This is a genomic window from Dehalococcoidia bacterium (assembly GCA_040902535.1).
In the GTDB taxonomy this organism is placed as follows: Bacteria; Chloroflexota; Dehalococcoidia; order DSTF01; family JACRBR01; genus JBBDXD01.
The window spans coordinates 1-25568 of record JBBDXD010000018.1 but is presented as its reverse complement, the minus strand read 5'-3'; the positions used below and the strand labels follow the sequence as shown (position 1 = coordinate 25568).

The window sequence follows — 25568 nt, the reverse complement described above, 5'->3', positions numbered from 1 at the left end:
CGGCGCCGTTCCGCTCGGAAAGAACCCTCATTAAGTACATATGCGAACGCGTCGATACTCCGCGGACAGGGAGCAATCGTGACCGAGCAGAGGCAAGCCCTCAGCAGGCTTGAGACGGCACGGCGTGAGCAGACGCCGCAGGCCCTCGCGCGCCTCGCGATCGTCGGGCTGTTCATCGTCCTGTGGGGTTGCCTCTGGGTAGCGCGCATCCCGATGCCGCTCCCCTTCCTTGCGGTGCTCGCCGCCGAGGCCGTGTTCTTCGTCGCCTATCTGCGCGTCGTGAAGCTGCTCGACTCCGAGGGCATGATCCGCGCCGCCCACTATTTCATGCTTGCCGCCGAAATCTTGTTTCACACGACCATCGTGTACTTCCTGGGCGGAATCACGTGGCTGGGATCATTCGCGTACGTCTTCGGGCTGATCTTCACGAACACGTTCCTCGACCTGCGACGCGGCTTCTTCTACACCGCCGGCGCCGCGGCGTCGTTCGTCGCACTCGCGCTGCTCGATGGGACAGGGACGATCCCGCATTACGTATTCCTCGACCAGGATTCCCTGCGCTACTCGGATCCACGCTTCGTCGCGACGACCATCATCGGTGGCGTCGGTGTGTTCTTCAGCACGTATCTCTGGATCAACTGGGTCGGTCACCAGATCCGCCGCGAGCGCGATAGCGCCATCGACGTGCAGGAGAAGCTCGAGCGCGCCCACCTCGCCGTCGAGCGCGTCAACGCCCACCTCGAAGAGCGCGTCCGCACCGTACCGCCGCGCTCGAGCAGGCGAACAGCGCGCTCAGCGTGAGCGAAGAACTCCTCAAGTCGACCATCGAGTCCACCGCCGATGGCATCCTCGTCGTCGACAGCGATGGCAAGGTCGCCTTCGCGAATCGTCGCTTCGCCGAGATGTGGCGATTGCCCGACGAACTCATCGCAGCCGGTGATGACGATGCGCTGATCGATCATGTCGTCAGCCAGGTGCTCGATCCGGAGCAGTGGCGCGCCAAGGTGCGGGAGCTGTACAGCAGCGATTCGGAGAGTCTCGACAGCGTCGCGTTCAAGGACGGCCGCGAGTTCGAGCGCTACTCGCGGCCGCTGCTCCGCGACGGCTCCGTCGCCGGGCGCGTGTGGAGCTTCCGCGACGTCACGCACCGCAAGCGCGCCGAAGAGGAACTCAGGCGCAGCGTCAAGAACTTCCGCCTGCTGTTCGCTGACAACCCGCACCCCATGTTCGTCTTTGAGCGCCGCGCCAAACGCTTCCTCGAGGTCAACGAAGCGGCGATCGCCCACTACGGCTACTCGCGCGATCAGTTCCTCGCGATGACGGAGGACGACGTGCGCGCGGACGCCCCGGCCGGCGTCACCGGCGCGAGCGCCGATGCGAAATCGAACGGACAACGGCACCGCCTGAGCGACGGCCGCATCGTCGATGTGCTGCTGCTCGAACACGACCTCACGTTCGCCGATGGCGACGCGGTGCTCGTCGTGGCGCACGACATCACGGAGCAGAAGCGCACCGACGAAGAACGCGCCCAACTTACCGCCATCATCGAAGCCACGACGGACCTCGTCTCCATCGCCGACGCCGGCGGCCAGCACCTCTACTTGAACACGGCGGGCTGCCGCATGCTCGGGCTCTCGAATGAAGGCGATATCACCGACACGAATATGCTCGAGCGGCGCCCGGACTGGGCACGCGACCTGCTTGAACGGGAGGTTATCCCCGGTGCCACTACCGACGGTGCATGGGTCGGCGAATCCGCGTACCTGAGCCCCGATGGCCTGGAAATACCGGTATCGCAGGTCACGCTCGCTCACCGGTTCGCGAATGGCACCGTCGAGCGGTTCTCGACGATCGCGCGTGACATCAGCGAGCGGAAGCGGTTCGAGGAGCAGCTCATCCACCTGGCGAACCACGATCCGCTGACCAGCCTCTTCAACCGTCGCCGGTTCGATGAAGAAGTCGAGCGCCAGCTCCGCGAGTCCGAGCGTTACGGGATCCAGGGCGCGCTGCTGTTCATGGACCTCGACCAGTTCAAGGACGTCAACGACAGTCGCGGCCATCGCTCAGGCGATGAACTGCTCACCGGTCTCGCCTCCTTGCTTCGCGAGCGCCTGCGCCGCACGGATGTCGTGGCGCGTCTCGGCGGCGACGAGTTCGCCATCTTGCTGCCGCACACGCAGCCGGAGCACGCGCGCAGCATCGCCGCCGACCTGCTCGATGCGATCCGCAACTTCACGTTCATGGTCGGCGGCTCGCCCCTGCGGATCAGCGCCAGCATCGGCGTCGCGCTCTTCCCCGAGCACGGTACGAGCGCCGGCGAACTGCTCTCGCGCGCCGACCTCGCGATGTACCGCGTAAAGGACGACGGCCGCAATCGCTACAGCGTCTTCGTCCCGGGGGCCGACTGGCAGGCGCAGATCGAATCGCGCATCGGCTGGTATCAGAGAATCCGCGAGGCGCTCGAGAACGACCGCTTCGTACTGCACGCGCAGCCCATCCTCGACCTGTCGCGCGGCGAGATCACGCAGTTCGAGCTGCTGCTCCGCATGACGGATGGCTCCGAACTCGTGTTGCCCGGCATGTTCCTGGAGACGGCGGAGCGCACCGGGCTCATCCAGGACATCGACCGCTGGGTGGTGAGGCGTGCCATCGAACTGCTGGCCGGATCCGAAGTCGCCGCCAGCGGCGTCCGCCTGGAGGTCAATCTCTCCGGCAAGGCATTCGCCGACCCGGAGTTGCTGCCGATGATCCAGAGGGAGCTGCGCGCGACGAAGATCGACCCGTCGCGCCTCGTACTCGAAGTGACGGAAACTGCCGCCATCGCGAACATCGACGAAGCGCAAAAATTTCTCCGGGCCCTGCGCGGCATGGGCTGTGGATTCGCCCTCGATGACTTCGGCGTCGGCTTCTCGTCTTTCTCGCACCTCAAGCATCTGCCCGTCGACTACCTGAAGATCGATGGCAGCTTCATCCGCGACCTCAGCCATAACACGGTCGACCAGCACCTCGTGCGGGCGATCGTCGGCGTGGCGCGCGGTCTCGGCAAGCGCACAATCGCGGAGTTCGTCGCCGACGAAGAAACGTTGCGACTGTTACGGGAATACGGCGTCGACCACGGGCAGGGGTTCTACATTGCCGAGCCCGGCCCGCTTGCGTCCGTGATCGCAAAAACGGGCGCCTTGGCAGCATGACGGAGTCTTACGTGTAGACTCCGCGGGGAGGTTCCATCATGACCGCAGAATTCGCGCCGGCAAGCTCACTGAGCGGCTACAAGCTCGACCGCGACGTCTTCCTCGTCAACCAGAAGCACCTCTCGCTGGGGAAATCCAAGTACTTCGTGTACGGCGAGGCCGGTGAGCCGCTGTTCTATGTCGAGCGGCCCGTCATGCGACTGTTCGGACGGCGCGCCGACATCAGCTTCTTCGAAGACGAATCCGGCGGCGAGCCCGTGCTCACGCTCAAGCAGGACCATGGCTACGAGTTCCGGCGCCGCGAATACACGCTGGTCGATGCTTCCGGCGCGACGATCGCGCGTCTCCGGCGCGACAACATCAAGGCGCTGTTCCGCCGCGCCTGGAACATCGAAGATCCGGACGGCAACCTGATCGCGCGCGCGCTCGAGGATTCTGCGTTTATGTCCGTCGTGCGCCGCGTCGTCGACTGGATCCCCTTCGTCGCGCTGCTCGGCTTCGTGATCAAGACCGACTTCCACATCCTCGCGTCGGACGGCCCGAACGAAACGAAGATCGGCTCCTTTGACCGGAAGATCGGCCTCGGCGACAAGTACGTGCTGAACCTGCGCGAAGACGCGTCGCGGCGCTTCGACCGCCGTATCGCGGTCGCGCTCGGCATCCTGCTGGATACGGCCGAAGCGCGTTAAATCCGCAGATTGGAAGGCGATCTCGCAACGCGGTTAACAGATCGTTCAGATTTATCGCAAAGCCGTTTAACGGCTCCATGGCATAGTCGTCACGTCTCCGAGGAAGGGGATAGGACGCTGGGCGTCCATGGGGGTGGATCGCGGGGAACTCTTCCTCGGCACGGCCGCACATTCGCGCGGCTGCCTCTCTCGACGGTTCGTCACCGTCCGACACGAAGTCACCCGCCAGCACGGTTACGCGCACGCGCCTGAGGTGATGCTGCGCCCCGAACGCACGCCCAGCGGCGCGTGCGCACATAGCTGACGCCCCGCAGTACACAGGTTCATGGGGGAGCCTGGATCTGAGGGAAGCATGAAGGAGCAGCGCGACCCGACGTACTATCGTGCCGTAGCGCGCGCCATGGGCGTGCCGGAGTTCTGGATCGAAGATGCAGCGCAGGACATCGCACTTGCCACCTGGCGCGACGGCAAACCCGGCGACGTGCTCGCCATCCGCCGCGAGGCCATCGATGCGGCGCGGCGATACGGGACCTTTGCCCGCGGCGGCAAACGCAAGCTCGCCTACGTGCCGCTCGAAGCGGCCGCGCAGGTCGGAGAAGCGCCCGACGAGAGCTTCGAGATCATGCAGACGGTGAAGATGGTGTTCGGATCGCTCACGCCGAAGCAGCGCCGCGCCCTGCGCCGCCGCATCGAACGCTTGCCCATGTCTAATAGCGACAGCGCGCGCGCAAGCGCCGCCCGCAGGAAGCTGCGCCGCGAACTGGCCGGCGAGTAGGACGGCCCGCGGGCGGCGCTCACCAGCGCGCGATATGGGCCTCGATCCAGCCGCACAGGTCGCGGACCAGGCGCTCGTCGAGAAGCGCCGCCATGGCTACGTCATCTCCTTGTGCACGCGCCCGCCCTGCATGATCAGAGCGATCCGGCTCGGCTCCTGCAAGATCTTGATGTCGTCGAGCGGGTCGCCATCGATGATCAGCAGGTCGGCGTACTTGCCCGGCTCGAGCGTCCCGACGTCCGCCTGCATGTGCACGCACTCGCTCGCCGTCTTCGTCGCCGAGACGATCGCCTGCATCGGCGTCATGCCGCACTCGACCATGAGCTGAAGCTCCTCGGCGTTCGAGCCATGCCGCCCGACGCCGCTGTCCGTGCCCATGGCAACACGCGCGCCCGACTCGATCGCGTGGGCGATGTTGCGCTTGTGGTCTTCCATCACGAGCTTGGTCTTGCGCACCGACTGCGGCAGCACGCTGCCCGGCGATCGTTCTGAATGTCGCAGCACCCACACCGGCGCGACGAGCGTTGGCACGAGGAACGTCTTCGCGCGCTTCATCATGTCGATCGCTTCGTCGTCCACGTAGATCCCGTGCTCGATCGATTCCACGCCCGCGCGGATAGCGTTCTTGATGCCCTCGGTGCCCTGCGCGTGCGCCATGCAGGTCTTCCCCTGCGAGCGCGCCTCGTGGACCATGACGGCGATCTCTTCCGGCGTGAACTGCGTGTGCGTGGGCTCATCGGCGGGCGACATCACGCCGCCCGTCGAGCAGAGCTTGATGAAGTCTGCGCCGGCCCGCAACAGCCTCCGCACGGCGACGCGCACTTCCTCCGCCCCGTCGACGACGGTCTCGGGCCACTCCGGACCGCGCGTGCCGCCGATACCGCCCGGGTTCACGCCCGAAGGCATGGTGCCGTCGCCGTGACCGCCCGTCTGCGACAGCGCTGAGACGGAGATCCGCAGCCGTGGCCCGGGGATCAGCCCGCGCTCGATCGCCATCTTGAACCCCTGCGGCGAGCCCGAAGCGTCGCGCGCGGTGGTGATGCCGGCGTCGAGCGTGCGACGGGCGTTCTGCGCACCGTAAAACAACTGCAGGCTTGGCGGCGTGAGCATCCGCTCCTGGAGCGCCTGCACGCGGCCATACAGGTGTACGTGAGAGTCGATCATGCCCGGCATCACCGTGCGGCCGCCCGCGTCGATCACGGTGGCGTCACGCGGCGCCTTTACGCCGCCGCCGATCTGGGTGATCCGCTCCTCGTCGATGACGATAGTCGCGTTGCGCACCGGATCGGCGCCGGTGCCATCGATCGGCGTCGCATTGGTGATCGCTGCCGTCACTTGGCCTCCGCTAGATCTTGCCGACGAGCGACTTGAGAAGCGCGCGCGTCCGCGCGAGCGATGCCTTCGCGTCGTCGCCGACCGGGAACGCGGCGCCGAACAAGTCCGTCGCGCCTGCGCTCGCAAACTCTCGCAACTGTCGTTCGACCGCCGCCTCGTCGCCGAGGATCGCCACGTCTGCCGGCCCCGCCGCTCCCTCCTTGTCCAGCACCCTGCGGTAGTTGGGCAGTTGGCCGTACACGACGAATGCCTGCGCCGCCCGCTCTTTCGCCGCGGCGAGATCGTCGGTCACCGCGATCGGCAGACCCGCCGCGATGCGTGGCGCCGCGCGGCCCGCATCCGTTGCCGCCGCCGTCAGCTTCGGCACGATGTGCGTCGCGATCGTCTTCGGTCCGGTCATCCAGGTCACCGTGCCGTCAGTCAGTTCGCCTGCGATCTTCAACATCCTCGGCGCGAGCGCGGCGACCAGCACCGGCACTTTGGGGGCACCGGGCACCGCCAGGCTCCCCGCCGTCTTGAACACGTCGCCGCTGAACGCGACGCGTCCTTCCGTGAGGAGGGGCTGCAGGACGGACAGGTATTCCCGCATATGGCGCGCCGGCTTCTCGTACGACAGGCCCCACATGCCCTCGACGACCGGCGCGTGCGAAAGACCAATCCCCAGCGTGAAGCGGCCTTGCGTCGCCGCCCCCACCGTCAACGCCTGCTGCGCCATTACCCAGGGGTGGCGCGTGTACGTCGGTACCACGGACGTGCCGATCTCGATGCGCGACGTGCGCGCTCCCGCCATCGCGATCACCGTCATCACGTCCGATCCGAAGACCTGCCCGAACCACGCGGCGTCAAACCCATCCGTCTCCACGTCAACGATCGAGTCGACGATCGCGCCGATCGAAGCCGCTCTATCTGGAAGCATGATGCCGATGCGCATTTACAACACCTTCAGGAACTCGATGATCGCAGCGTTGACCTCGTCGGGCCGCTCCTGCTGCGTCCAGTGGCCGGCTCCCGGCAGCTTCACGATGCTGCGCAGATTCGGCACGTTCTGCTTCATGATCTCGGGACCCGCCGGGTTCATCGCGATCACACCGTCATGATCGCCGTAGATGAACTGCGCCGGCTGCTGCACCTTCGCGCCTTCGAGCTGCGGCAACTCTTCCCAGTCGCGGTCCATGTTTCGATAGCGGTTCAGGCCGCCCCGATAGCCGGTGCGCTCGAACTCCGAGACGAAATACTGAATGTCCGCCTCGGTGAGCCATGCGGGAAGCGTCTCGAGCACCGGCATGCCGTCGAGGAACTTCGCGGTCTGCGGCTTGATCCAGTTCGTGCGTTCCTGCGGTGCATCGCCGGAGGCCGCGTAGAGAAACCCCGTGATCGAGCGATGCACGTCGGCTTCGAGTTCAGCCTCGGCGACGCCGGGATCCTGGAAGTACAGGATGTAAAAGAAGGTGTCGCCGAATGCCTGCTTGAAGAGCTGCGTCGGCGGTGCGGGCGAGCGTGGAAAGTACGGCACGCTCATGCCGATCACCGCGCGGAAGCGTTCCGGGTAGAGCACGGCGCTGTTGCACGCGATCGGCGAGCCCCAGTCGTGCCCGACGACGACGGCCGTCTGCTCGCCGAGGGCGTCCAGCACGCCGACGGCGTCCGCCGTCATGTTCTTCATGCTGTAGGCCTCAATCGGCGCCGGCGCGTCGGTGCCGCCGTAGCCACGCACGTCGATCGCGACGGCGTGGAATCCGGCGTCCGCGACGGCCGGTATCTGGTGCCGGTACGAATACCACAGCTCGGGAAAACCGTGGATCATCAGCACGAGCGGCCCGGATCCGGCCTCCGCGATATGCATGTCGATGCCGTTGGTCCGAATGGTGCGATGCGTGATGTCCGCCAAGCCAGCCGCCCTTCCTGCATAGTGTTCAGGCTGCCAACTATCGGCGATCGGCGGCGTAGGCTCAATTCGCGCAGCCAATGACAGGGGGGGCGGCCATCGGCTGCGCCCCCCTGGGGACTTTGCTCCCGCGCTTTTTACCGGCGGCTGCGCGACCCCGTCCCGCGCTTCGTCGTGGCGCGCTTGCTGGTCGATGTCGTGCGCGCACGCGTCGAGCCGCCCGTCCGCGATCGCGTCGCCGCCGAACGCGGCGTCCCGCGTGCTGTGGAGGTCCGGCTCGAACGCGTGCCACGCGTCGTCGCCGCTCGCGAGCGCGTGCCAGCGGCCGCGCGCGTCGTCCGCCCTGACGCGGCGCGCGTGGTCCGCTTTGCGGACGTCGATCGCGTGCCGGTGCTCGTCCGGGGCTTCGCCGCGCCGGGCCGCGTCCGCGACGTCGTTGTCGTGCGGCTGCCTGCCGTCGTGCGGGCCGTGCGGCCGGTGCGCGTCCGCGCTCCGCTGCGCGAACCTGTCGCAGCGCGGCGCTTGCGCGGCGCGCTCCGCATCTCGTCCATCAACGCAACCTTTCGTTCCGTGAGCTGCTGGCCGACGCGGTCGAGCACCGCCCGGCCAGCCTCCGTCGCCTTCGGGAACATCTCGCCTTCCTCTTCGCCGATGTGGTGCTTCACGTTCTCGGCGAGGACGGTGAACTTGGCGTCGAACGTCTTGTCATTGAGGCGCATGGTCTGCAGCTCTTCCATGAGCATCTTGGCCACGTGGTGCTCTTCCTCGGCTTCGTGCAGCAACTCATTGTTGCCGAGTTGCTTGCGCATCGCCGGATAGAAGATCTCCTCTTCTATCTGCGCGTGCACTTCCAACTCCATGATCGCTTCTTCGGCGATCTTCTTCTTCTCCGAGCGATCGTCGCTCCTCTCGAAGCGCTGGAACATCTCCTTGACCTTGTTGTGGTCCTCGCGGAGCACTTGCAGGGCGTCGGGCATCATTCTCCTCCTATGCTGATGCGGACTCAGTGCGCGACGTCGCATTATGTGCGACGCGCCGTGAAATCGATCCGTCGTGTCTCATACTCACAAGCCCGAACGATGATGCCATGTACATGCTTCCGCTCCGATAACGGCCGCGAGTGCGTGTGTGTCGAACACGTCACATGTGGAAAAACGCACAGATGCCGGTATGGCCGGCCTCTCTGTGTGTTGTTGTTCGGACGAGCGCTGCTAACCGTTATCCTGCTTCACTTCTCCGCGCCAGGCGCCGGTTTCGCGCCCGCGCTCTTCGATGAACTCCTTGAAGCGGCCCAGGTCGCCCTCCACGCGGCGTGAGACGAATCCCAGCTTGTCGCCCACCGTCTCGACGACGCCCGCAGGGTCGTACTCCATCTGCAGCATCACGCGCGTCGTCTCCGGGTCGAGCTTGTGGAATGTGACGACGCCGGCGTTCGTGCTGCCCGATTCAGCCGTCCAGGCGACGCGCTGGTCCGGCGACTGCTCTGTGATCCGTGCGTCCCACTCCTCCGTCTTGCCCCCGACGTCGGCGACCCAGTGGAGGTGCGTGTCATCGACCTGGCGTACTTCCTTCACGCCTTCCATGAATCGCGGGAACTCTTCGAACTGGGTCCACTGGTTGTACGCCGTGCGCACCGGCACCTGGACCTCAATCGACTTCTCGATCGTCGCCATATCTTCCTCCTTGCGTGTTAACGTGTCTCGGCATCTATCGTACGCCGGGGCCGCTCGAACTGACGTTGCGGAGCGGCCTGCGCAAATGTCAGGCTGCTCGCGGATGCCGCGCCCGGTTTGTGCGCTGATCGCCGTTCCTGATACGAGATTGAAATATCCCCATCGACCTCTTGTACCCTTCGCCGGAGGCCCCCGGCGTAGGATCAGGGACGTTGCGGAATAACGGGGGTAAAAGGAGTACATGCATGTCGGCTGAACCACTCGTCCTTGCGGTAGACGACGAAGCGGGGATCCTGCGCCTGATCAAACTCGAGCTTTCGACGCAGGGATTCCGCGTCGTCACTGCCGAGAACGGCGAGCAGGCCCTCCGCATGGCAGAAGAACACCGCCCCGATATCGTCCTGCTCGATATCGTCATGCCGGACATCACCGGCCTCGAAGTGATGCGCAAACTGCGAGAGCGCACCAACATCCCCGTCATCCTGCTCACGGCCAAGGGCAGCGACGCGGACAAGGTGCGCGGGCTGGAGATGGGCGCCGACGACTATCTCGCCAAGCCCTTCAGCCCCGAAGAACTCAGCGCCCGCGTCCGCGCCGTCTTGCGGCGCGCCCTCGGGTCTGCCGGTCTCGAGAACGTTGTCCACGCGGGCGCGGTCGAAGTAGACCTCAACCGGCGGCTCGTCAAGCGCCACGGCGAACTCGTGACGCTCACCCGCACCGAGTGGATGCTGTTGCAGCACCTGGCTGCCAACGCGGGAAAGATCATGCTGAATGCGGAGTTGCTCAGCAAAGTCTGGGGGCCCGAGTACCGCGACGACCTCCAGTACCTGCGTGTCTGGGTGTCGCGGCTGCGTCGCAAGCTTGAAGAAGAGCCGTCACAGCCGAAGCTGATCAAGACCTTCCAGGGCATCGGCTACATGTTCGACCTCGGGATCGAGGACGGCAACGCGCAGTCCGCCGAGGAAGAAGAAGAAGTTGACATAGGTGTCGAAGCCTGACGCCAGCCAAGGTCCCGCCACCAGAAGCGAAGACGGCCCGTATGGAAACGGGCCGTCTTCTGCGTCTTCGCGATCGTCAGCTTAGGCGTCGTGCGCGTGGCGCCGCGAGCCGCCGCCGATGAATCCGTAGTTCGCGGTCAGCAGGCCCATGATCAGCAGCCCCGCCACGAAGTACACGATGAACGCGATCAGCGAAGCTGGCTCGAAGATGCCGCCGGTGTCTTCGACCGTCTTGTTCGCCAGGTCAAGCATCCCGAAGAACGGCTTGACCCAGAAGTCGCTATGCCGGTAGAGCCGGTCGATGATCTCGCTGCCGCGGTTCGCGTCGAAGAGCAGCGCCAGGAAGCGCCCGCCCGTCAACACCAGCACGGCCGCCCATGCGAGCGCGAACAACGTCGTGATGATGCTTCTCAGCATTGTCTCCTCCTTACCTGTCGGGAGGCGCATCTACGCTTCCCGTGGCGTTGAGCGGTGTTACCCCACAACTATGTGGCGGCTGCGATTACACCGGCGATACGCCGGCGTGCGGCGCCTTTCAATTCGGTCGCATCGCCGCAATGAAACTGCGATGAATCGGGATAGACCAGCTTGTGCCTTCGCTCAAGCGTCAATACCACCTTCCGGTGCGCGTCCCGCTGACCAGGTTCACCACCAGCATGACGAGTGCCGCGATGAGCAGCACCCAGATGAACGCGCCCCAGTTCACCGCGAAGCCCACTAGCCAGAGGACCAGCAGCACCGCGAAAACCAGCCACAATAAGGAAGCCATGTTCCCTCCCTTCCTGGCCACCGGCCCACTCAGGTGGCCGACAACGGCGTTTGCCCTGCTACGAATATGCCCGTTGACGCGTATCGCCGCGGCCACGTATCTGTATCCGCTGGTTACAGGGGCATATAGGTAGGGAGGCTTGTGAAGGAGGAATCTGCTCGTGAGGAGCGAGCGTCTACGCGGGAACCGAGTCCCGTTAGCGACGCTGAGCGCCGACGGTCACCCGTTCGATCGTGAGGTTGCCCGCAGGGTCATAGGCGCGCGCTTCGACCTGCGACGTGCCCCTGCGCGGCACGCGGATGCGGGCTTCGTACGGCGCCCGGCGGTCAGTCTTCACGAGCACGCCATCGGCCCAGAACGCCACGCGCTCGACGCCGCCGGCATCGGAGGCGTTCGCCGTCACGGTCAACGTACGGCCCTTGCCGCGTACTCGAAGTGAGAGTTCCGGTGGCGTTTCGTCTTGCTCATCGCCGCCCGCGTCAGGCTGTGGCAGGGGGGCGACGGGCGCCGGCTGCGCGATCGTTGCGTATCCATCGTCGACGCCGCCGAATTCGGTCGTCCAGTACCAGCCGTACGGACTGCCCACGACGTACTCGCGCCCGATGCCGATCGTCGTGTAGTTCGACCCGAGCATGTTCGCGTTGTGGCCGCTGCTGTTCTTCCACAGGTCGAATGCCGCCTGTGCGCTCGAAACGCCGGCAGCGATGTTTTCGCCGAGGTAGGTGTTGTAGCGGTAGCCGCAGTCGCGGATGCGCTGCGCCCGCGTGCGGTTCAGGTCGTCGTGCGCGAAGTAGGCGTTGACGCCCAGGTCTTTCGACTTCCACGCCGCGGCGCGCGATAACGTGTACGACAGTCCGAGTGGCGCCCGCCCGTTCTGCGCACGATGTTGATTGATCAGCTTGAGGAACGCCTGCTCCTCTGCGTCGACGGTCTCGTTGATGTTGCAGTCGCCCGCCGCTTGCGCCCGCGGCGTGTCGCGCGTCAGCCCGATCGCAAACAACGCGACGAGCAGCGACGTGCAGAGCACCGCGCGCAGCGAGCCCTCGATGGTCCGCGTGTACATGAAGCTGACCCCGGTTCGATCATCGACCGGGCCGGCGGCTCCCTGAAGGGAAGTCAAACGGCACTCGGACGATGGAGTGAGTAAGCCGCCGGGTCGCCGCTGGCGGCGATCACGACCGCGGGAGGGGCAGACCGAACGTATCGCTCCCGGCGGCGCTTGTTGCTGGGCGGACCGAGTCGCAATTCCCCGCCGCACCCGCCCGAAGACGGACTCGGCGCGTCTCGGCCTGACCCAACCCCTTCAGATCGATAGTCGGCGCGGGCTCGAAAATATGTGGCCGCTCGTCAGCGTTACCCGCGCGCCTGCGCAAGGTCGGCCGCCGCGCGCTGCTGTAAGCAGGCGATGTCGGCGGACACCGTGATCATGCGATACCCCGCTTCGACGTGCTTCGCCGCCAGCGACGCGTTTGCGTGGATCCCCGCCGTCACGCCGCGCGCCGCACATCCCTTCGCGATCTTCATGCGCGCATCCTCGAACTTCCCCTCGTTATCGGGCCGCGGCGGCTGTCCGTAGGTCACGCTGAGATCCGAAGGCCCGACGTACACCGCATCGATGCCCGCCACGGCGAGAATGTCGTCGAGCCGCTCGACGGCTTGCGCCGTCTCGATCATCGGCACGCAGGCGACCTCTTCGTTGGCATGGTCGAAGTAGTCCGCGCCGGCGTACCAGTTCGCCCGCGACGGTCCGTAGCTGCGCCCGCCGTCGGGGAAGTAGCGGCACGCGGCCACCGCGGCCCTCGCCTCCTCGACGCTGTTGACCATCGGGATGATGACGCCCATCGCGCCCGCGTCTAGTACGCGGTTGATCATGCTGAAGTCGTTCCACGGCACGCGCACGAATGGCGTCGACTCACCCAGGCTGATCGCCTGCAGCATCGTCACCGCCACCTGGTAGTCGATGAAGCCGTGCTGCATATCGATGCACACGTAGTCGTACCCCTGGTGCGCCACCGCCTCCGCCGAAATCGAACTCGGGATCATCAGCCACGCGCCGTACGCCGGCTGACCGTTGCGCCACTTCACCTTGCACGCGTTCTTCCGCATCTACCCCTCCATACCGATCGACTGATCGATCTGCGACCTCCACTCGACACCGCTCGGGCCTCCACCGTCTTCGATCTATCGTCCGCCCGACTTCTGACTTCCGCACTCCGACTGCCCGCAATCACACGCCCTTCTCGTCCCGCCAGCGCTTGATCCATCCCGCGTGCTGTGCCTCGTGCATGCTTCGCAAGCCCGCCTCGCCGTAGAGCGACGACTCCAGCCCGCGCGCCGTCGCCGACGAGATCGCGTCGAGCAGCCGCTGCCTCGACGTCTCCAACTCCCACTTCACCTGCGCAGGCGAGAGCGCCCGCCGCAGATCGTGTGCAAGCGCGTTGTAGGCGCCGTCCTGGTCGCCGGTCATCCGCCACGCCGAGTCGTGACCGGCTGAAATGCGCGCCACCTCCTGCGCGCGGATTTCGTCCCACGTCGCGAGGTGCGCCAGGTGATCTTTCACCGACCATCCGTCGAGCGACGGTTCCGTCAGCAACTCATCGCTGAGACCGCCGATCGCCGCGATCAACTCCTCGCGTGTGCACCGGTAGTGCTGTAGCAGTTCGTCTTTGTCTTCGGCCATGGTGTTCCCGCATTCTCATCCATCACGCCTCACCTGCGACCAGCGACCAGCGACCAGCAACTAGCGACCAGGCGACCAATCAAACGCCGTGGTACTCAGGATCGCGCTTCTCGCGAAACGCCCGTATGCCCTCTCGCGCATCGTCCGTCGACCCGGCGATCTTGCGCATCGCCTCGCCCATGCGCAACGCGTCTGCGAACGACATCGCCTGCGATCGCACCGCGACTTCCTTCGTCGCGGCGACCGCTTGCGGGGCGTTGCGCGCCAGGCGCTCCGCCCAGCGCCCCGCTTCCGCCAGTAACTCTTCGTGCGGCACGACCTTGTTCACCAGCCCCATGTCGTACGCCCGCTGCGCATCGATGCGGTCGCCGATGAGCAAGAGTTCGAGCGCCGCGCCGAGCCCGACGACACGCGGTGCGCGGACCGCTCCGGCGATCGTCGGGATGCCGATCTGCACTTCGGGATACGCGAAGCGCGCCCGCTCCGACGCGATCCGCAGGTCGCACGCCAGCGCGAACGTCAGCCCCTCGCCGATGCAATATCCGTTGATCGCCGCGATCGTCGGCTTCCACACTTCAAGGCCGCCCTGCAGGTCCCAGTCGAAGCGTGTCTCCCACATGTGCCGCGCTGGCCCCATCGGGCGCTTCTCCTCCGGATCAGGCTGCCGCCCGAAGCCGCGCACATCGGCCCCGCCCGAAAACGCGCGGTCGCCCGCCCCCGTCACGACGGCGACCCATACGTCGGGGTCATCCCGGAACGCGAGCCATGCATCGTGCAACTCGTTGTGCATCGCCCGGTCGAAGGTGTTCAGCGCCTCCGGGCGGTCCAGCGTGACCCACGCGATGCGCCCTTTCGGTTCGTAGCGTACGGCCATCCGCCGCACCTCCTTTCGTCGAAGCCAGGCGTCTAGCATATGCCGCGATGGCACCGAGCGGGATGTATATGAGAATGCGATGCGTCTGCCGGTTCGATCGCATTCCAGCGCAAGCGGCCCCGGTCATAATGGCGATCCACCGCGGGGGATGTCAGCTTGACTGGAGTCCTGGTAATGGCAGGGATGGCAACGCAGACCATGCGCAACGCCGACGCGCCCAAAGACCGCAAGGCTTCGCCCGAACCACGCCACGAGGTGAAGGTGCGAGCCGCGTTTATCCGGTTACCGCGACGAGGCAACTCGATGCGTCAGGATGGACGCGTCGCCTAGGGTGCCGGACGCGTCGCCCGATGCGACGCCACGAGATCTGGGGGCACGCACACGCGTGCCCCTTCGCTCACGCTCGCCGGTCAGCCCCACCAAGGGCCACATCACCGACTCGGTAGAGGAGATCGCGCGCCTCGAAGCTGCCTCCGCGCCGCAGAGCCGCAGCGAGGTGCTGTCCGACTGCATTACGGCGTTCGGCGGCAGCATGCTGTTCATCGGGCTCCATGCCATCTGGTTCACCGTTTGGATGGCGCTCAACGCCCCCGGCGCGCCGTTCCGGTTCGATGCCTTTCCCTTCGGCTTTCTCACGATGATCGTCTCACTCGAAGCGATCTTCCTCTCGACGTTCGTCCTCGTATCGCAGAACCGCCAGGCCGCGGCCGCCGACCGCCGCGCTCGCGTCGACCTCCAGATCAACGTCATCGCCGAGCGAGAGCTGACGCGGGTTATCCAGCTCGTCGCCCAGATCCACAATCATCTTGGTCTGCCGGATCCCACTGATCCCGAACTGCGCGACATGGAGAGCAAGACGCACGTCGCCGACCTCGCCGATGCCATCGATGAAGCGGATGCCCGCGAGAAGGAAAACGGGAAAAACGGCGCCGCCGCTAAGTAGCGTCTCCACGGTAAACCACTCGTAGGCCCCTTCGACCCGAGTACACTCCCGCTCATGAGCGATGGTACGCCGACTCCGCCCACCGAGCGGCGCGATCCGCTGGACGGCGGACGCCGGCGCGTCCGCAGCGCGTATCTCCGCGCCGATGCGATCCTCGATCACGGCCAGCACCGGGCGTTTCGGCTGCTCTGGTTCTTCCTGCCCGAGACATCGATCGCCCGCAACCCGCGTTTCCAGCAGATCATGGCCTCGCGCTTCCTCTCCGATGCCGGCCAGCAGGCGCTCGCGTTCGGCGCCATCGTGGCGATCGTCCGCGACGGCGGCAGCGCCTTCGACGCGGCGCTCGTCGGCGTGGCAGCCCTCGTGCCGCCTGCGCTCTTCGGCCTGTACGGCGGCGCCGTCGCCGATGCATTGCCGCAACGCGTCGCGTTGGCGTTCGTGTACAACCTGCAGGCCGCGCTCTGCTTCGCCGTGCCCTTCTTGTTGGGCACCGGCCTCACGGAGACGATCCTGCTCATCTTTGCGGTGAACGTCCTCGGCCAGGTCTCCGGCCCGACAGAGTCGTCCGTGGTCCCGGTTGTCGCTTCGGACGAGGAACTGGCGAGCGCGGCATCGCTGGTGACCCTCTCGTCAAACCTCGGCACGGCGTTCGGCACGGCGGTGCTTGCGCCCGTGCTCGTCCGTGCGTTCGGAGTCGATGTTGTGTTTTACGTGGCCGGGGTTTTGCTGTTGCTCGCCGCGTCACGCGTCTTCGACCTGGCCACACCCGAACGCGCGCGCCGCATGAACTGGCGTCGCCCGCAAGTCAACGTGCGTCGCACTATCACGTGGATCATTCACGAGCGCGCCGTCGCGACGATGATGGTCGTCGCCGTGCTCGCGGGCACGGCGAACATCGTGGTACAGGTGCTCGCGCCGCGATACGTCAGTTCGGTGATCGGCGTCGACCCTGCCGACTCGGTGTACGTCTTCGCCCCGACGGCGCTTGGCCTCGCCGTCGCGCTCCTCGCCGCTCCGCGTCTCATACGGCTGCTCGGCGAGCGGGGCGTCGCGCTTGCCGGATTCGTGCTGATCAGCGGCGCGTTGATGCTGCTCGGCTTCGTCGGCGATGACCTGGCTTTGGCGCTCGACCCGATCAACCCGCTGCGCTTGCTGGCGATCGTGGACATCGACCTGGGATCGCGGCTGCGCACCGCCGGGTTCATTGCGATCGCGCTTGGCTTCGGCTTCACGCTCACGACCACGTCCGTCCAGACCTACATCAATCGCCGCGTGCCGCTGTCGTACCAGGGCCGTGCGTTTGCGCTGCAGAGCGTGCTGAAGAACGGTACCGCCATCGTCCCGCTCCTCACGCTCGGCGCGCTGGCGACCGTCGTCGACGTCGAGACGGTGCTTATCGTGTCGCCCATCCTGCTGGGCGCCGCCGCATTCGCGCTCATCGAGTTGAGCGTTGTCTTCGGCGGCGCCGCGCCCGCACGCCGTCTCGACGTGCTTGCATCCTTCTGGGAAGAGTCCGACGTTCCCGTCGGCAATCCGGACGAAGAATTAGCCAGCCGTCTCGCGACGGAACCGGAACACGCTGGCGGCGACGAACATCAGCGCGCATAAGACGGCCGTGACCGCCACGCCTTGCGCCGGCCCCGCGCCCACCAGGATCTTGCCCTGGAGCCACGGCAATGCCAGTCCGCCCGCATTGCCCATCGTGACGGTCGCCGCCGTCGTGCCGGCGACCGCGCCACGCGAAGATGCGATCGCCACGGTCGTCGGCCACACGGGTCCCAGGAAGAAGCCCGCACCGAACGCCGCCGCCGCACTGATCGCAAGATTGCCCGTCGAAAGCGCCAGCACCAGCGCCGAGATGCCGGCGCCGCCCACGGAAACCAGCAGCAAGATCGATGCGTCACGCTGCCGCGAGAAGTACCACGTGCTCGCCACCCGGCCGAGCGCCAGCGCGCCCCAGTAGCCCGACGTCAGCACCGCCGCACCGAAGACGCTGGCATCCGTCGTCTCCTTGGCATACTCGGAGACCCACGTCCCCAGCCCGAACTCCGCGCCGACGTACAGGAACAGCACGCCGCCCATGAACCACGCCGTGGGATTGCCCGGGAGCGCGAGTTTCTCCTCGCGCGGCGCCACGACGTCGTGCGACGGCGCCTCCGCCAACAACATCAGCACGAGCGCGATCACCGCGACGACGCCGATGCCGCCGTACACCAGCGCGCGCTCTTCCGTCGTCTGCAGGATGCCGCCGGCCCACAACGGACCCGCGAACGCTCCGACGGCGAACCACAGGTTCAGCCGGCTGATCGCTCTCGCCGGCTCCCGCGACGTGATCGCCATCAGGATGTGCAGCGCCGCGATCACCAGTCCGTCGCCCGCGCCCAGCACCGCGCCGCCGATCAACGCGACCCAGAGGTTCGGCGCCAGGCCGATCGTCGTCACGCCGGCGACCATCGCTACCAGCCCCAGCGTCGTCAGCCGTCGCATGTCGCGGCCGTGCAGCGCAATCGCGATCGATGACGACGCGAGGATCGAGCCGAAGAACAGCGCCGTCAGCAACAGCCCCGCGGTGTCGACGGAAATGTCGAGGTCGTCTGCGAGGAACGGGAAGACCGGCCCGAACGAAGCCGCGTACATGCCAATCACGAACAACGCCGCATATGCGGCGATGTGCAGCAACCGGTAGTCGCGCTCGTCCACGCTGGCAGGGTATCCGCGACCATCGTTGCCCGGGAGACGCCGCCGCAAAGGCATCGCGGCTTGCGCTCTGCGCTCGATGCGTTCGTGCGTGCGCCGGCACGCTAACGCAGCGCGCGTTCCAATTCTCGCTTCAGTCGCGACGGCTGGGCGCGCTCGACGCGGACTTCGTCGCAGCCAACCCACGTCGCCGCCTCGCGCAGCGCCGACGCCATGGCGTCGACCGCGTCCGGATCTTCGAGCGAGAGCGAACGCGCGATGAGCGTGCGGCCCGAACGCTGCGGGTCGACGCGCCCTGCCAGGCGTCCGCCCGTGAGCAGCGGCATGGTGAAGTAGCCGTGAATGCGCTGGTCCTTGGGCTTGTACGCCTCGAGCAAGAACGTGAAGCCGAACAGTCTCTCGGTGCGTTCGCGCTCCCACACCAGCGAGTCGAACGGCGATAGCAGCGTCGTTCGATGCTGTTCACCGCGCGCCGCTCGCAGCATCTCCGGCGCGACGATCGCCGGCTCCGCCCAGCCGTCGACGCGCACGACCTGCAACCCGGCGTCCGCGATCGCTGCGTCGACGAGCCGAACAGCGTCAGTCGCGTTGCCGGCATACCTGGTCGTGAGCTGGAAATAACGCGCGATGTCGCGTCGCGTCCCGATCCCCATCGCCCGCGCCGACTGGCGGACAAGCTCTCGATAGCACTCTTCGTCCGTCGCAGCGTGCGCGAGCACCTCGGGCGGAAGCGCCCGTTCGGCGAGGTCGTAGACGCGCTTCCATCCGCGCCGCGTCGTCACGACGGCTTCGCCGAGCCGGTACAACATTTCGAGCGCCCGCTTCGCGTCGGACCAGTTCCACCAGCCGGCGCTGCTCGCCCGCGCCCCTCCGACGTCGCTGGCGGTGATCGGGCCGTCCTTGAGCCGCGCGCGCACCTCGTCGATCGCGCGGCCCTTGACGTTCGGCCACTGTCGAAGCCCTGCCCGGCGTCGAAACGCGAGGTACGGCCACAGCTCGACCGGCAGAATGCAGTTCGCGTGCCCGTGATACTCGAACGCCCGCGCCGGTGCACCCCAGTACGCGTCCTCGACGGTCTCCCGCGGCGTCGCGCCCAGCCGCGCGTACGCTACCAGCTCATGCGACCGCGCGAGCACCGAGATCGTGTCGAGCTGGACCGCGCCCGTGCGTCGCAACACCTCGCCGACGCTGCGTGGCGCGCGCTTGCTGATCGTCAAGCCCTGTGCGCGCAGCGCGATGAGGCGCGCATCCTCGATGCTCAGCTCGAGCGGCGGCGAAGCGGATACGGCGCGCGACCGGGTGGCCATCGCGGCAGTGTACTCGCGTGCGCCGCCCGGGGACTGTGCTTCGACAGTATCTGACAGGAGTGCCGTCATCCTTCGTCGACCAGGGTTCGCTCCGTTATACTCCCCGCCACTATGAGCACTCCCATGAAGCTCGCCCTCGTCGCGGCGTTTGCCATCGCCATGGCGAACGTCGAGGCGGCCGTCGTCGCCTACCTGCGCGAGGTCTACGGCATCGAAGACCTCGTGCGTGATCTGCCGCGCGAGTTCGACCGGCTCGTCGCGATCGAGCTCAGTCGCGAGGCGGCGACCATGGTGATGCTGCTGATGGTGGGGTTGCTCGCGGGCCGGCGACTACAGGACGGCATCGGCTATTTCGTGTTCGCGTTCGGAATATGGGACATCGCCTACTACCTCTGGCTGGCGCTGTTCGAGGGCTGGCCGACATCGCCGCTCGATTGGGATGTGCTGTTCCTGCTGCCGCTGCCGTGGTGGGGGCCCGTGCTCGCCCCGTCCATGATCGCCGCCATGATGTGCCTCGGCGGGGCGGCCGCCGTGCTACAGGCAGAGCGCGGCATCGCGTGGCGCCTGGACCGCACGAACGTCGGCATTGCAGCGCTTGGCATCGCGATCTGCCTCTACGTCTTCATGGCGGATGCGATCGCGGCGATCCCCGACGGACGAGAAGCGGTTGAGGCGGTGCGTCCTTCTCAGTTCCGCTGGGGCCTCTTCCTGCTCGGGTTCACAGTGATGTCATGGGCGGGCCTGCGCGTGACGTGGCCCGCTGAGTCGCGGTTCCTTCTCACGTCTGAAGAGTCGTCTGTGGCCGTCGACCGACCGCGGCTCTAGCAGTGCCCGTGACTATCCGACCAGCTTCTTGAGCAACGCCCGGAGCTTCGGCGTCGAGTCGAGCGCTTTGCGCAGATCGGCGATCCCGTCCGCGCCGACCATCAACGGACTGCGCTGAAAGCGGCCGTCAGGGCTGTAGTGAGCGAAGCGGATCGTCAGGTAACCGGCGTGCTCCGGGTCCGTGTACTCCAGGAGCTGGATCGCCGCCTCGGAATGCTCGTACCTCGCCGACGCTTCCTCGATGATGTCACCGTTCCCCCAGTGCATGTCGAACGGGCGCGGCAGCTTGCGGTCTTGCTTCATACGTCCCTCCTCGCCGTCATCCTACGCCACGTCGCCCATCGGCGAATCGCAGCGATGCCGTTCGGCGCGCCGTCCAATCTGGTATACACAGCGGCGTAGGTGAATCACATGCCCGACGCCGCATCCACGATCAGCCGCAACCTCGATGAAGTGCTCACGCGCGACGACCTCGACCGTCTCGTGGCGTCCGGCACGCCGATCCGGCACTACATCGGATTCGAGATCTCCGGCAAGATCCACCTTGGCACCGGCCTCGTCTGCATGTCGAAGGTCAAGGACTTCGTCGATGCCGGCGCGCACTGCACGATCTTCCTCGCCGACTGGCATTCCTGGATCAACGACAAACTCGGCGGCGACCGCGAGACGATACGCCGCGTCGCCGCCGGCTATTTTCAGGAGGGGCTGAAGGCGTCGTTCGCGGCGCTCGGCGGCGATCCCGCGAAACTGACCTTCGTGCTGGGCTCGGACCTCTACCATAACAACGACGCCTACTGGGAGACGCTGATCGACGTCAGCAAGAACATTACGCTCGCCCGCATGCAGCGCAGCATCACGATCCTCGGCCGCCGCGAGGGCGAGTCCGTGGACTTCGCCAAGCTGATCTATCCGGCGATGCAGGTCGCCGACATCTTTTCGATGCAGATCAACCTGGCGCACGCCGGCATGGACCAGCGGAAGGCGCACGTCATCGCCCGCGACGTCGCGTCGAAGATGCGCGTCTCGCCGCTCCTCGATGCGAAGGGCGAGCAGATCAAGCCCGTGTGCGTGCACCACCCGATCCTCCTCGGGCTCAAGAAGCCGTCGATGTGGCCGCCGCCCGAGGCGGACCTCACCGACTACTGGGCATCGATGAAGATGAGCAAGTCGGATAAGAACTCGGCGCTCTTCGTACACGACTCCGAAGACGACATCCGCACCAAGGTGCGTAAAGCGTTCTGCCCGCCCGACTCCGTGCAGTTCAACCCGATGCTCGACTGGGTGCGCAAACTCGTCTTCCCGCGTGACGGCGAGTTTCGCATTGCCCGCAAGCAGGAGCACGGCGGCGACCTGCGGTTCGGCGCCGCCGACGACGTCGATGAAGCCTTCATGTCCGGGAAGCTGCACCCTGCCGACCTGAAGAACGGTGTCGCGGACTGGCTCGTCGAGACGCTGGCGCCGGCGCGGCGCGCGTTCGAGCAGCCGGACGAGCGCGCGCTGCTCGACGAGCTGGAAGCGCTGACGGGGCTATAGCGACTCGAACGGCCCCAGGATGCGCTCCAGCCAGTCGGCCACTTCCTCGACCGTCGTTCTCGACGACGCAACGGCAACCGCCAGTTCGCCGAGCATGCGGAAATGCAGCGGTGACGGTGTATTGTCCAAGACTCCGGACGCTATGAGATAAAGAGTCGTCGCCAAGGTCGCGGTTCGTTTGTTCCCATCGACAAACGGATGACCTGAGATGATCCCGTGAAACAGGGCGGCGCCCTTCTCCACATCGCTAGGAAAGTAGTCGCCGTGAACACCACCTTGAAACGGCCTCGCGCAGCATGCAAGAAGTCGGGCGGTGTGCTCGCCAGCAGCGCCCGACGTTTCTATTATCTGTTCGTGCCAGTCGCGTATCTTCGCCACCAGCTCGTCAAGCCAAGCTACCGCTTGGCCATCTCCTTCAGCCACTCGGCGTTCTCCCGAAGGATTTGCTTCAGCGCCTCGTCCGCCTTCTCAAAGTTTGGGCGTTCCGCCTTCCTAAGCTGAATATCCTTCTTCTGCAGGGCCATGTGAGTCCTCCCGCTTCGAATGCGGCGCTCGCATTCTATCATCGACGCCGCCGAAGGCGCTCCGCTAGGATAAGGCGGCGCCGGGAGGGCGCCCCGGCGTGAAGATCTGCTTCCTCATGTACCAGGGCAACATGTATTCGGGCGGCCAGGGCGTCTACCTGCACTACCTCACGCGCGAACTCGCCCGCATGGGTCACGACGTGCACGTCATCGCCGGCCCGCCGTACCCCACGCTCGCCGAGGGCGTGACGGCGCACAACATCCGCGACTACAGCTACTGGACGTACCATCACTACAAGAAAGACTTCGTCTACAACCGGCCCCCACTCAGCTACTTTCACCCCGTCAACTTCTACGAGTTCGCGTCCACGCGCGTGAACCTGTCATCGCTGCTCGCGAACTTCAGCGTGCGCGCGTACTTCAAACTGCGCGAGCTGTCGCGCGAGCACCGCTTCGATGTCGTACACGACAACCAGACGCTGAGCTACGGCATCTGGGCCATGCACCGCTCGGGCTTCCCGCTCGTCGCGACGATCCACCACCCGCTGTCGTACGACCTGCGCAACGCCCTGCGCCAGTCCCGCACCGTCTACGAGAAGGCCCGCCGCATCCTCTGGTCGCCGTGGATCATGCAGGAGCTGGCCGCAAAGAGCGTCGACCGCGTCATCGTCGTATCGGAGACGTCGCGCGCCGACGTCGAGGAGGCTTTCGGCCTCGACCCCGCGAATGTGCGCACCGTCCACAACGGCATCGACACCGACACCTTCCGGCCGATGCCCGGCGTCGAGCGCCAGCCCGACAAGCTGCTCTACGTCGGCAACTCCGAAGACCGCAACAAGGGCGCCCGCTTCTTCCTCGAAGCCGTAAACATCCTCAAGGACGAGATGGACTTCCGCGTCACGTTCGTGGACAACTACAAGTGGTTGCTCAAGATGGCGCCGCGCCTCGTCAACGAGTTCGGCCTCAATTCAATCGTCGATTTCACGGGCCGCGTGCCCACCGACGCGCTCGTCCGGCACTACAATGAGGCCAGGTTGTTCGTCACGGCGTCCGTCCACGAAGGCTTCGGCTTGCCCCTCGCAGAGGCGATGGCGTGCGGCACTCCCGCCGTCGGCACGGACATCGGCGCCTACCGCGAGATCGCCGAGCACGGAAAGCATGCGTGGCTCGTGCCGCCGCGCGATCCCCGCGCGCTTGCGGCAGCGATCCGCACGATGTGGCACGATGACGCGCTGCGCACCCGTATCGCCGGCGCGGCGCGGCAGCGCATCATCGATAACTTCAACTGGCGCAAGACCGCCGAGGAGACGCTCGCCGTCTACGAAGAGGTGATGCCGCTGAAGCGCAGGAGTTTCGCCATGAGCGCCACCGGAGCCGCCGATGCCCGATAACATCGTCAACGTCGACTTCCGCCGTCATTTCCCACTCGAAGCAGGCGACCGCGTGCTCGACCTCGGCTGCGGAAACGGCCGCCACACGCTCGAGGCCGCGCGGCACGGCGGCCACGTGATCGGCGTCGATATCTCGCGCGAAGACCTGCACGCCGCGAAGTTCATGTACGACGACCTCAAGTCGAAGGGCCTGGCGAAGGGCCGCGCGGACTTCATCGTCGGCGACGCGCAGAACCTGCCCTTCAAGGACGGCACATTCAACAAGTCACTCTGCACCGAGACGTTCGAGCACGTCCCTGACGACCGGCGCAGCATAGCGGAGTTCCTGCGCGTCACGAGCCCCGGTTCGCAGGTCGTCGTCAGCGTGCCGGCGTACTGGCCCGAACGCGCCTACTGGTCGCTGAGTTGGGAGTACTGGCATTCGCCGGGCGGCCACGTGCGCTGGTACCGGCCCGGCCAAATGCGCGCCATCCTCGAGGAGCACGGCATGACGGTGGAGTTCCAACGCCGCCGCCACGCGTCGCAAAGTCTCTACTGGTTCCTCCGCTGCATCCACGGCCTGCCGAACGAAAACTTCCCGCCTGTGCGTCTGACCTGGAAGCTGATCAACGAGCATCACAACCGTCGCATCAAGATGCTCGAGTACATCGAGACGGTCGCCAGCCTCGTGATCGGCAAGGACCTGATCTTGTACGGCCGCAAGCGCGCCGCCCCCCGCGACGTTGCCTCCGAAGCGCGCAGCACGCCGGTGGGGATCGAAGCATGATCGCCCAACTACCGTCCGCGGCGGAGATGGAAGAGCGGCTCGCGACGTGGGCGGAGCGCTATCGCGTCCCCGGCGCGACGCTCGCCTGGATGCACGGCGACGAGTTGCAGTCCGCAGCTTCCGGCGTGATCAACGTCAACACCGGCGTCAAGACGACACCCGACACGCTGTTCCAGATCGGCTCCATCACCAAGGTCTACACCACCACGTTGATCATGCAACTCGTCGACGAAGGACGCATCGACCTCGATGCGCCGCCGTCGACCTACCTGCCCGACCTGCGCTTCGGCGATCCGAAAGCCACGCCGGCGATCACGATCCGCCACCTGCTGACGCACACCAGCGGCGTCGATGGCGACTTCTTCGATGACTTCGGCCGCGGCGATGACGCCGTGCAGCGCTATGTCGCTGCCTCCGCGACGCTGGCGCAATTGTTCCCGCCCGGCGCCATGTGGTCGTACTGCAACGCCGGCTTTGTCGTGCTCGGCCGCATCATCGAGGTGCTGACGGGCATGACGTGGGACGCCGCGCTCAAGGCACGGTTGCTTGAGCCGCTCGGCGTCAAGCACACGGTCACGCTGCCGGAAGAGGCGTTGCTCCACAACACCGCCGCCGGGCATAACGTGTTGCCGTCGTTGCAGGCGTCGCTAGTGCGCCAGTGGGGCATGACAGGGGGGGGGGGGGGGGGGGGGGGGGGGGGGGGGCGGGGGGGG

General features: G+C 66.1%; 28 protein-coding genes. 12 read left to right on the top strand and 16 right to left on the bottom strand.

The annotated features are described in order from the left end of the window. Positions 1-78: 78 nt before the first annotated feature. From WEB52_08315 to WEB52_08300, 4 genes are all read left to right on the top strand, one after another. Positions 79-801 carry a hypothetical protein gene (locus tag WEB52_08315; protein ID MEX2226438.1) on the top strand — a complete coding sequence of 241 codons (723 nt, stop codon included), beginning with the start codon at positions 79-81 and terminating at the stop codon, positions 799-801. Next, entirely contained in the window at positions 798-3191 is a 2394-nt protein-coding gene (locus tag WEB52_08310) for an EAL domain-containing protein (protein ID MEX2226437.1), read from the top strand. The genes WEB52_08315 and WEB52_08310 overlap by 4 nt, the downstream gene beginning before the upstream one ends. 38 nt (positions 3192-3229) lie before the next feature. Beyond that, positions 3230-3880 (top strand): hypothetical protein, encoded by a 651-nt coding sequence (locus WEB52_08305; protein MEX2226436.1) that lies wholly within the window; start codon positions 3230-3232, stop codon positions 3878-3880. 352 nt (positions 3881-4232) lie between these two features. After that, positions 4233-4655, top strand: coding sequence for a hypothetical protein (locus WEB52_08300; protein MEX2226435.1), 423 nt, complete (start codon positions 4233-4235; stop codon positions 4653-4655). A gap of 96 nt (positions 4656-4751) precedes the next feature. On the opposite strand, the gene WEB52_08295 is transcribed toward WEB52_08300, so the two are convergent. The 5 genes from WEB52_08295 to WEB52_08275 all read right to left on the bottom strand — a co-directional run bounded on the left by WEB52_08295 (position 4752) and on the right by WEB52_08275 (position 9548). Further along, complete coding sequence (locus tag WEB52_08295) at positions 4752-5990, bottom strand: amidohydrolase family protein (GenBank protein MEX2226434.1); 1239 nt, start codon at positions 5988-5990, stop codon at positions 4752-4754. A gap of 10 nt (positions 5991-6000) precedes the next feature. Further along, the gene (locus WEB52_08290) at positions 6001-6921 is read right to left on the bottom strand and encodes a TIGR03564 family F420-dependent LLM class oxidoreductase (protein ID MEX2226433.1); all 921 of its coding nucleotides are present in this window, start codon (positions 6919-6921) and stop codon (positions 6001-6003) included. Further along, positions 6922-7878: an alpha/beta hydrolase gene (locus WEB52_08285; GenBank protein ID MEX2226432.1), complete on the bottom strand. Its 957-nt coding sequence runs from the start codon at positions 7876-7878 to the stop codon at positions 6922-6924. Between the two features lie 134 nt (positions 7879-8012). Then, positions 8013-8852 (bottom strand): hemerythrin domain-containing protein, encoded by an 840-nt coding sequence (locus WEB52_08280; protein ID MEX2226431.1) that lies wholly within the window; start codon positions 8850-8852, stop codon positions 8013-8015. 234 nt (positions 8853-9086) lie between these two features. After that, a complete protein-coding gene (locus tag WEB52_08275; protein ID MEX2226430.1) occupies positions 9087-9548 on the bottom strand; it encodes an SRPBCC family protein in 462 nt (153 codons plus the stop codon). Between the two features lie 245 nt (positions 9549-9793). Between WEB52_08275 and WEB52_08270 the strand changes: the two genes are divergently transcribed. Then, positions 9794-10546, top strand: a complete 753-nt coding sequence (locus WEB52_08270; protein ID MEX2226429.1) for a response regulator transcription factor — start codon at positions 9794-9796, stop codon at positions 10544-10546. An 81-nt stretch (positions 10547-10627) separates the two neighbouring features. Here WEB52_08270 and WEB52_08265 read toward each other — a convergent pair whose 3' ends face one another. From WEB52_08265 to WEB52_08240, 6 genes are all read right to left on the bottom strand, one after another. Further along, on the bottom strand, positions 10628-10963 hold the full coding sequence (locus WEB52_08265) for a hypothetical protein (GenBank protein MEX2226428.1): 336 nt from the start codon (positions 10961-10963) through the stop codon (positions 10628-10630). A gap of 190 nt (positions 10964-11153) precedes the next feature. Continuing rightward, a complete protein-coding gene (locus WEB52_08260; GenBank protein ID MEX2226427.1) occupies positions 11154-11315 on the bottom strand; it encodes a DUF5670 family protein in 162 nt (53 codons plus the stop codon). 196 nt (positions 11316-11511) lie between these two features. Next, positions 11512-12378 carry a CAP domain-containing protein gene (locus WEB52_08255; GenBank protein ID MEX2226426.1) on the bottom strand — a complete coding sequence of 289 codons (867 nt, stop codon included), beginning with the start codon at positions 12376-12378 and terminating at the stop codon, positions 11512-11514. Between the two features lie 290 nt (positions 12379-12668). Beyond that, positions 12669-13421, bottom strand: a complete 753-nt coding sequence (locus WEB52_08250) for an aldolase/citrate lyase family protein (GenBank protein MEX2226425.1) — start codon at positions 13419-13421, stop codon at positions 12669-12671. A 121-nt stretch (positions 13422-13542) separates the two neighbouring features. Continuing rightward, on the bottom strand, positions 13543-13995 hold the full coding sequence (locus WEB52_08245) for a DinB family protein (GenBank protein ID MEX2226424.1): 453 nt from the start codon (positions 13993-13995) through the stop codon (positions 13543-13545). Between the two features lie 79 nt (positions 13996-14074). Then, positions 14075-14869, bottom strand: coding sequence for an enoyl-CoA hydratase-related protein (locus WEB52_08240; protein ID MEX2226423.1), 795 nt, complete (start codon positions 14867-14869; stop codon positions 14075-14077). 385 nt (positions 14870-15254) lie between these two features. Here WEB52_08240 and WEB52_08235 point away from each other — a divergent pair, with 385 nt between their 5' ends. Together WEB52_08235 and WEB52_08230 are read left to right on the top strand one after the other, a co-directional pair. Next, a complete protein-coding gene (locus WEB52_08235; protein MEX2226422.1) occupies positions 15255-15812 on the top strand; it encodes a DUF1003 domain-containing protein in 558 nt (185 codons plus the stop codon). 54 nt (positions 15813-15866) lie between these two features. Further along, a complete protein-coding gene (locus WEB52_08230; protein ID MEX2226421.1) occupies positions 15867-17420 on the top strand; it encodes an MFS transporter in 1554 nt (517 codons plus the stop codon). Here WEB52_08230 and WEB52_08225 read toward each other — a convergent pair. Continuing rightward, positions 17358-18512: an MFS transporter gene (locus WEB52_08225; GenBank protein ID MEX2226420.1), complete on the bottom strand. Its 1155-nt coding sequence runs from the start codon at positions 18510-18512 to the stop codon at positions 17358-17360. The two genes, WEB52_08230 and WEB52_08225, sit on opposite strands and share 63 nt — an antisense overlap. Positions 18513-18613: 101 nt before the next feature. Further along, positions 18614-19816, bottom strand: coding sequence for a crosslink repair DNA glycosylase YcaQ family protein (locus WEB52_08220; GenBank protein ID MEX2226419.1), 1203 nt, complete (start codon positions 19814-19816; stop codon positions 18614-18616). A gap of 111 nt (positions 19817-19927) precedes the next feature. Here WEB52_08220 and WEB52_08215 point away from each other — a divergent pair, with 111 nt between their 5' ends. Further along, positions 19928-20641 carry a hypothetical protein gene (locus WEB52_08215; protein MEX2226418.1) on the top strand — a complete coding sequence of 238 codons (714 nt, stop codon included), beginning with the start codon at positions 19928-19930 and terminating at the stop codon, positions 20639-20641. A 12-nt stretch (positions 20642-20653) separates the two neighbouring features. On the opposite strand, the gene WEB52_08210 is transcribed toward WEB52_08215, so the two are convergent. Beyond that, complete coding sequence (locus tag WEB52_08210; GenBank protein ID MEX2226417.1) at positions 20654-20944, bottom strand: hypothetical protein; 291 nt, start codon at positions 20942-20944, stop codon at positions 20654-20656. A gap of 108 nt (positions 20945-21052) precedes the next feature. Here WEB52_08210 and WEB52_08205 point away from each other — a divergent pair, with 108 nt between their 5' ends. Next, entirely contained in the window at positions 21053-22174 is a 1122-nt protein-coding gene (locus tag WEB52_08205) for a tyrosine--tRNA ligase (protein ID MEX2226416.1), read from the top strand. Here the strand turns inward: WEB52_08205 and WEB52_08200 are convergent. Both WEB52_08200 and WEB52_08195 read right to left on the bottom strand, forming a co-directional pair. After that, positions 22169-22597, bottom strand: a complete 429-nt coding sequence (locus WEB52_08200; GenBank protein ID MEX2226415.1) for a Fic family protein — start codon at positions 22595-22597, stop codon at positions 22169-22171. The two genes, WEB52_08205 and WEB52_08200, sit on opposite strands and share 6 nt — an antisense overlap. After that, positions 22570-22698 carry a hypothetical protein gene (locus WEB52_08195; GenBank protein MEX2226414.1) on the bottom strand — a complete coding sequence of 43 codons (129 nt, stop codon included), beginning with the start codon at positions 22696-22698 and terminating at the stop codon, positions 22570-22572. The genes WEB52_08200 and WEB52_08195 overlap by 28 nt, the downstream gene beginning before the upstream one ends. A gap of 98 nt (positions 22699-22796) precedes the next feature. Between WEB52_08195 and WEB52_08190 the strand changes: the two genes are divergently transcribed. The 3 genes from WEB52_08190 to WEB52_08180 all read left to right on the top strand — a co-directional run. Continuing rightward, entirely contained in the window at positions 22797-24089 is a 1293-nt protein-coding gene (locus WEB52_08190; GenBank protein ID MEX2226413.1) for a glycosyltransferase family 4 protein, read from the top strand. Further along, the gene (locus tag WEB52_08185) at positions 24079-24855 is read left to right on the top strand and encodes a class I SAM-dependent methyltransferase (GenBank protein MEX2226412.1); all 777 of its coding nucleotides are present in this window, start codon (positions 24079-24081) and stop codon (positions 24853-24855) included. The genes WEB52_08190 and WEB52_08185 overlap by 11 nt, the downstream gene beginning before the upstream one ends. Then, positions 24852-25568: serine hydrolase domain-containing protein (locus tag WEB52_08180; protein ID MEX2226411.1), on the top strand; the 717-nt coding region annotated here is incomplete at its 3' end. The genes WEB52_08185 and WEB52_08180, both read left to right, overlap by 4 nt.

What these genes read in the sequence shown, in the direction of transcription:
- WEB52_08240 (MEX2226423.1), bottom strand. Translation starts at nt 14,869, where the DNA reads ATGGCCGTACGCTACGAACCGAAAGGGCGCATCGCGTGGGTCACGCTG.
- WEB52_08265 (MEX2226428.1), bottom strand. Translation starts at nt 10,963, where the DNA reads ATGCTGAGAAGCATCATCACGACGTTGTTCGCGCTCGCATGGGCGGCC.
- WEB52_08215 (MEX2226418.1), top strand. Translation starts at nt 19,928, where the DNA reads ATGAGCACTCCCATGAAGCTCGCCCTCGTCGCGGCGTTTGCCATCGCC.
- WEB52_08290 (MEX2226433.1), bottom strand. Translation starts at nt 6,921, where the DNA reads ATGCGCATCGGCATCATGCTTCCAGATAGAGCGGCTTCGATCGGCGCG.
- WEB52_08220 (MEX2226419.1), bottom strand. Translation starts at nt 19,816, where the DNA reads ATGGCCACCCGGTCGCGCGCCGTATCCGCTTCGCCGCCGCTCGAGCTG.
- WEB52_08300 (MEX2226435.1), top strand. Translation starts at nt 4,233, where the DNA reads ATGAAGGAGCAGCGCGACCCGACGTACTATCGTGCCGTAGCGCGCGCC.
- WEB52_08255 (MEX2226426.1), bottom strand. Translation starts at nt 12,378, where the DNA reads ATGTACACGCGGACCATCGAGGGCTCGCTGCGCGCGGTGCTCTGCACG.
- WEB52_08280 (MEX2226431.1), bottom strand. Translation starts at nt 8,852, where the DNA reads ATGCCCGACGCCCTGCAAGTGCTCCGCGAGGACCACAACAAGGTCAAG.
- WEB52_08275 (MEX2226430.1), bottom strand. Translation starts at nt 9,548, where the DNA reads ATGGCGACGATCGAGAAGTCGATTGAGGTCCAGGTGCCGGTGCGCACG.
- WEB52_08245 (MEX2226424.1), bottom strand. Translation starts at nt 13,995, where the DNA reads ATGGCCGAAGACAAAGACGAACTGCTACAGCACTACCGGTGCACACGC.
- WEB52_08205 (MEX2226416.1), top strand. Translation starts at nt 21,053, where the DNA reads ATGCCCGACGCCGCATCCACGATCAGCCGCAACCTCGATGAAGTGCTC.
- WEB52_08260 (MEX2226427.1), bottom strand. Translation starts at nt 11,315, where the DNA reads ATGGCTTCCTTATTGTGGCTGGTTTTCGCGGTGCTGCTGGTCCTCTGG.
- WEB52_08250 (MEX2226425.1), bottom strand. Translation starts at nt 13,421, where the DNA reads ATGCGGAAGAACGCGTGCAAGGTGAAGTGGCGCAACGGTCAGCCGGCG.
- WEB52_08270 (MEX2226429.1), top strand. Translation starts at nt 9,794, where the DNA reads ATGTCGGCTGAACCACTCGTCCTTGCGGTAGACGACGAAGCGGGGATC.
- WEB52_08185 (MEX2226412.1), top strand. Translation starts at nt 24,079, where the DNA reads ATGCCCGATAACATCGTCAACGTCGACTTCCGCCGTCATTTCCCACTC.
- WEB52_08305 (MEX2226436.1), top strand. Translation starts at nt 3,230, where the DNA reads ATGACCGCAGAATTCGCGCCGGCAAGCTCACTGAGCGGCTACAAGCTC.
- WEB52_08210 (MEX2226417.1), bottom strand. Translation starts at nt 20,944, where the DNA reads ATGAAGCAAGACCGCAAGCTGCCGCGCCCGTTCGACATGCACTGGGGG.
- WEB52_08195 (MEX2226414.1), bottom strand. Translation starts at nt 22,698, where the DNA reads ATGGCCCTGCAGAAGAAGGATATTCAGCTTAGGAAGGCGGAACGCCCA.
- WEB52_08230 (MEX2226421.1), top strand. Translation starts at nt 15,867, where the DNA reads ATGAGCGATGGTACGCCGACTCCGCCCACCGAGCGGCGCGATCCGCTG.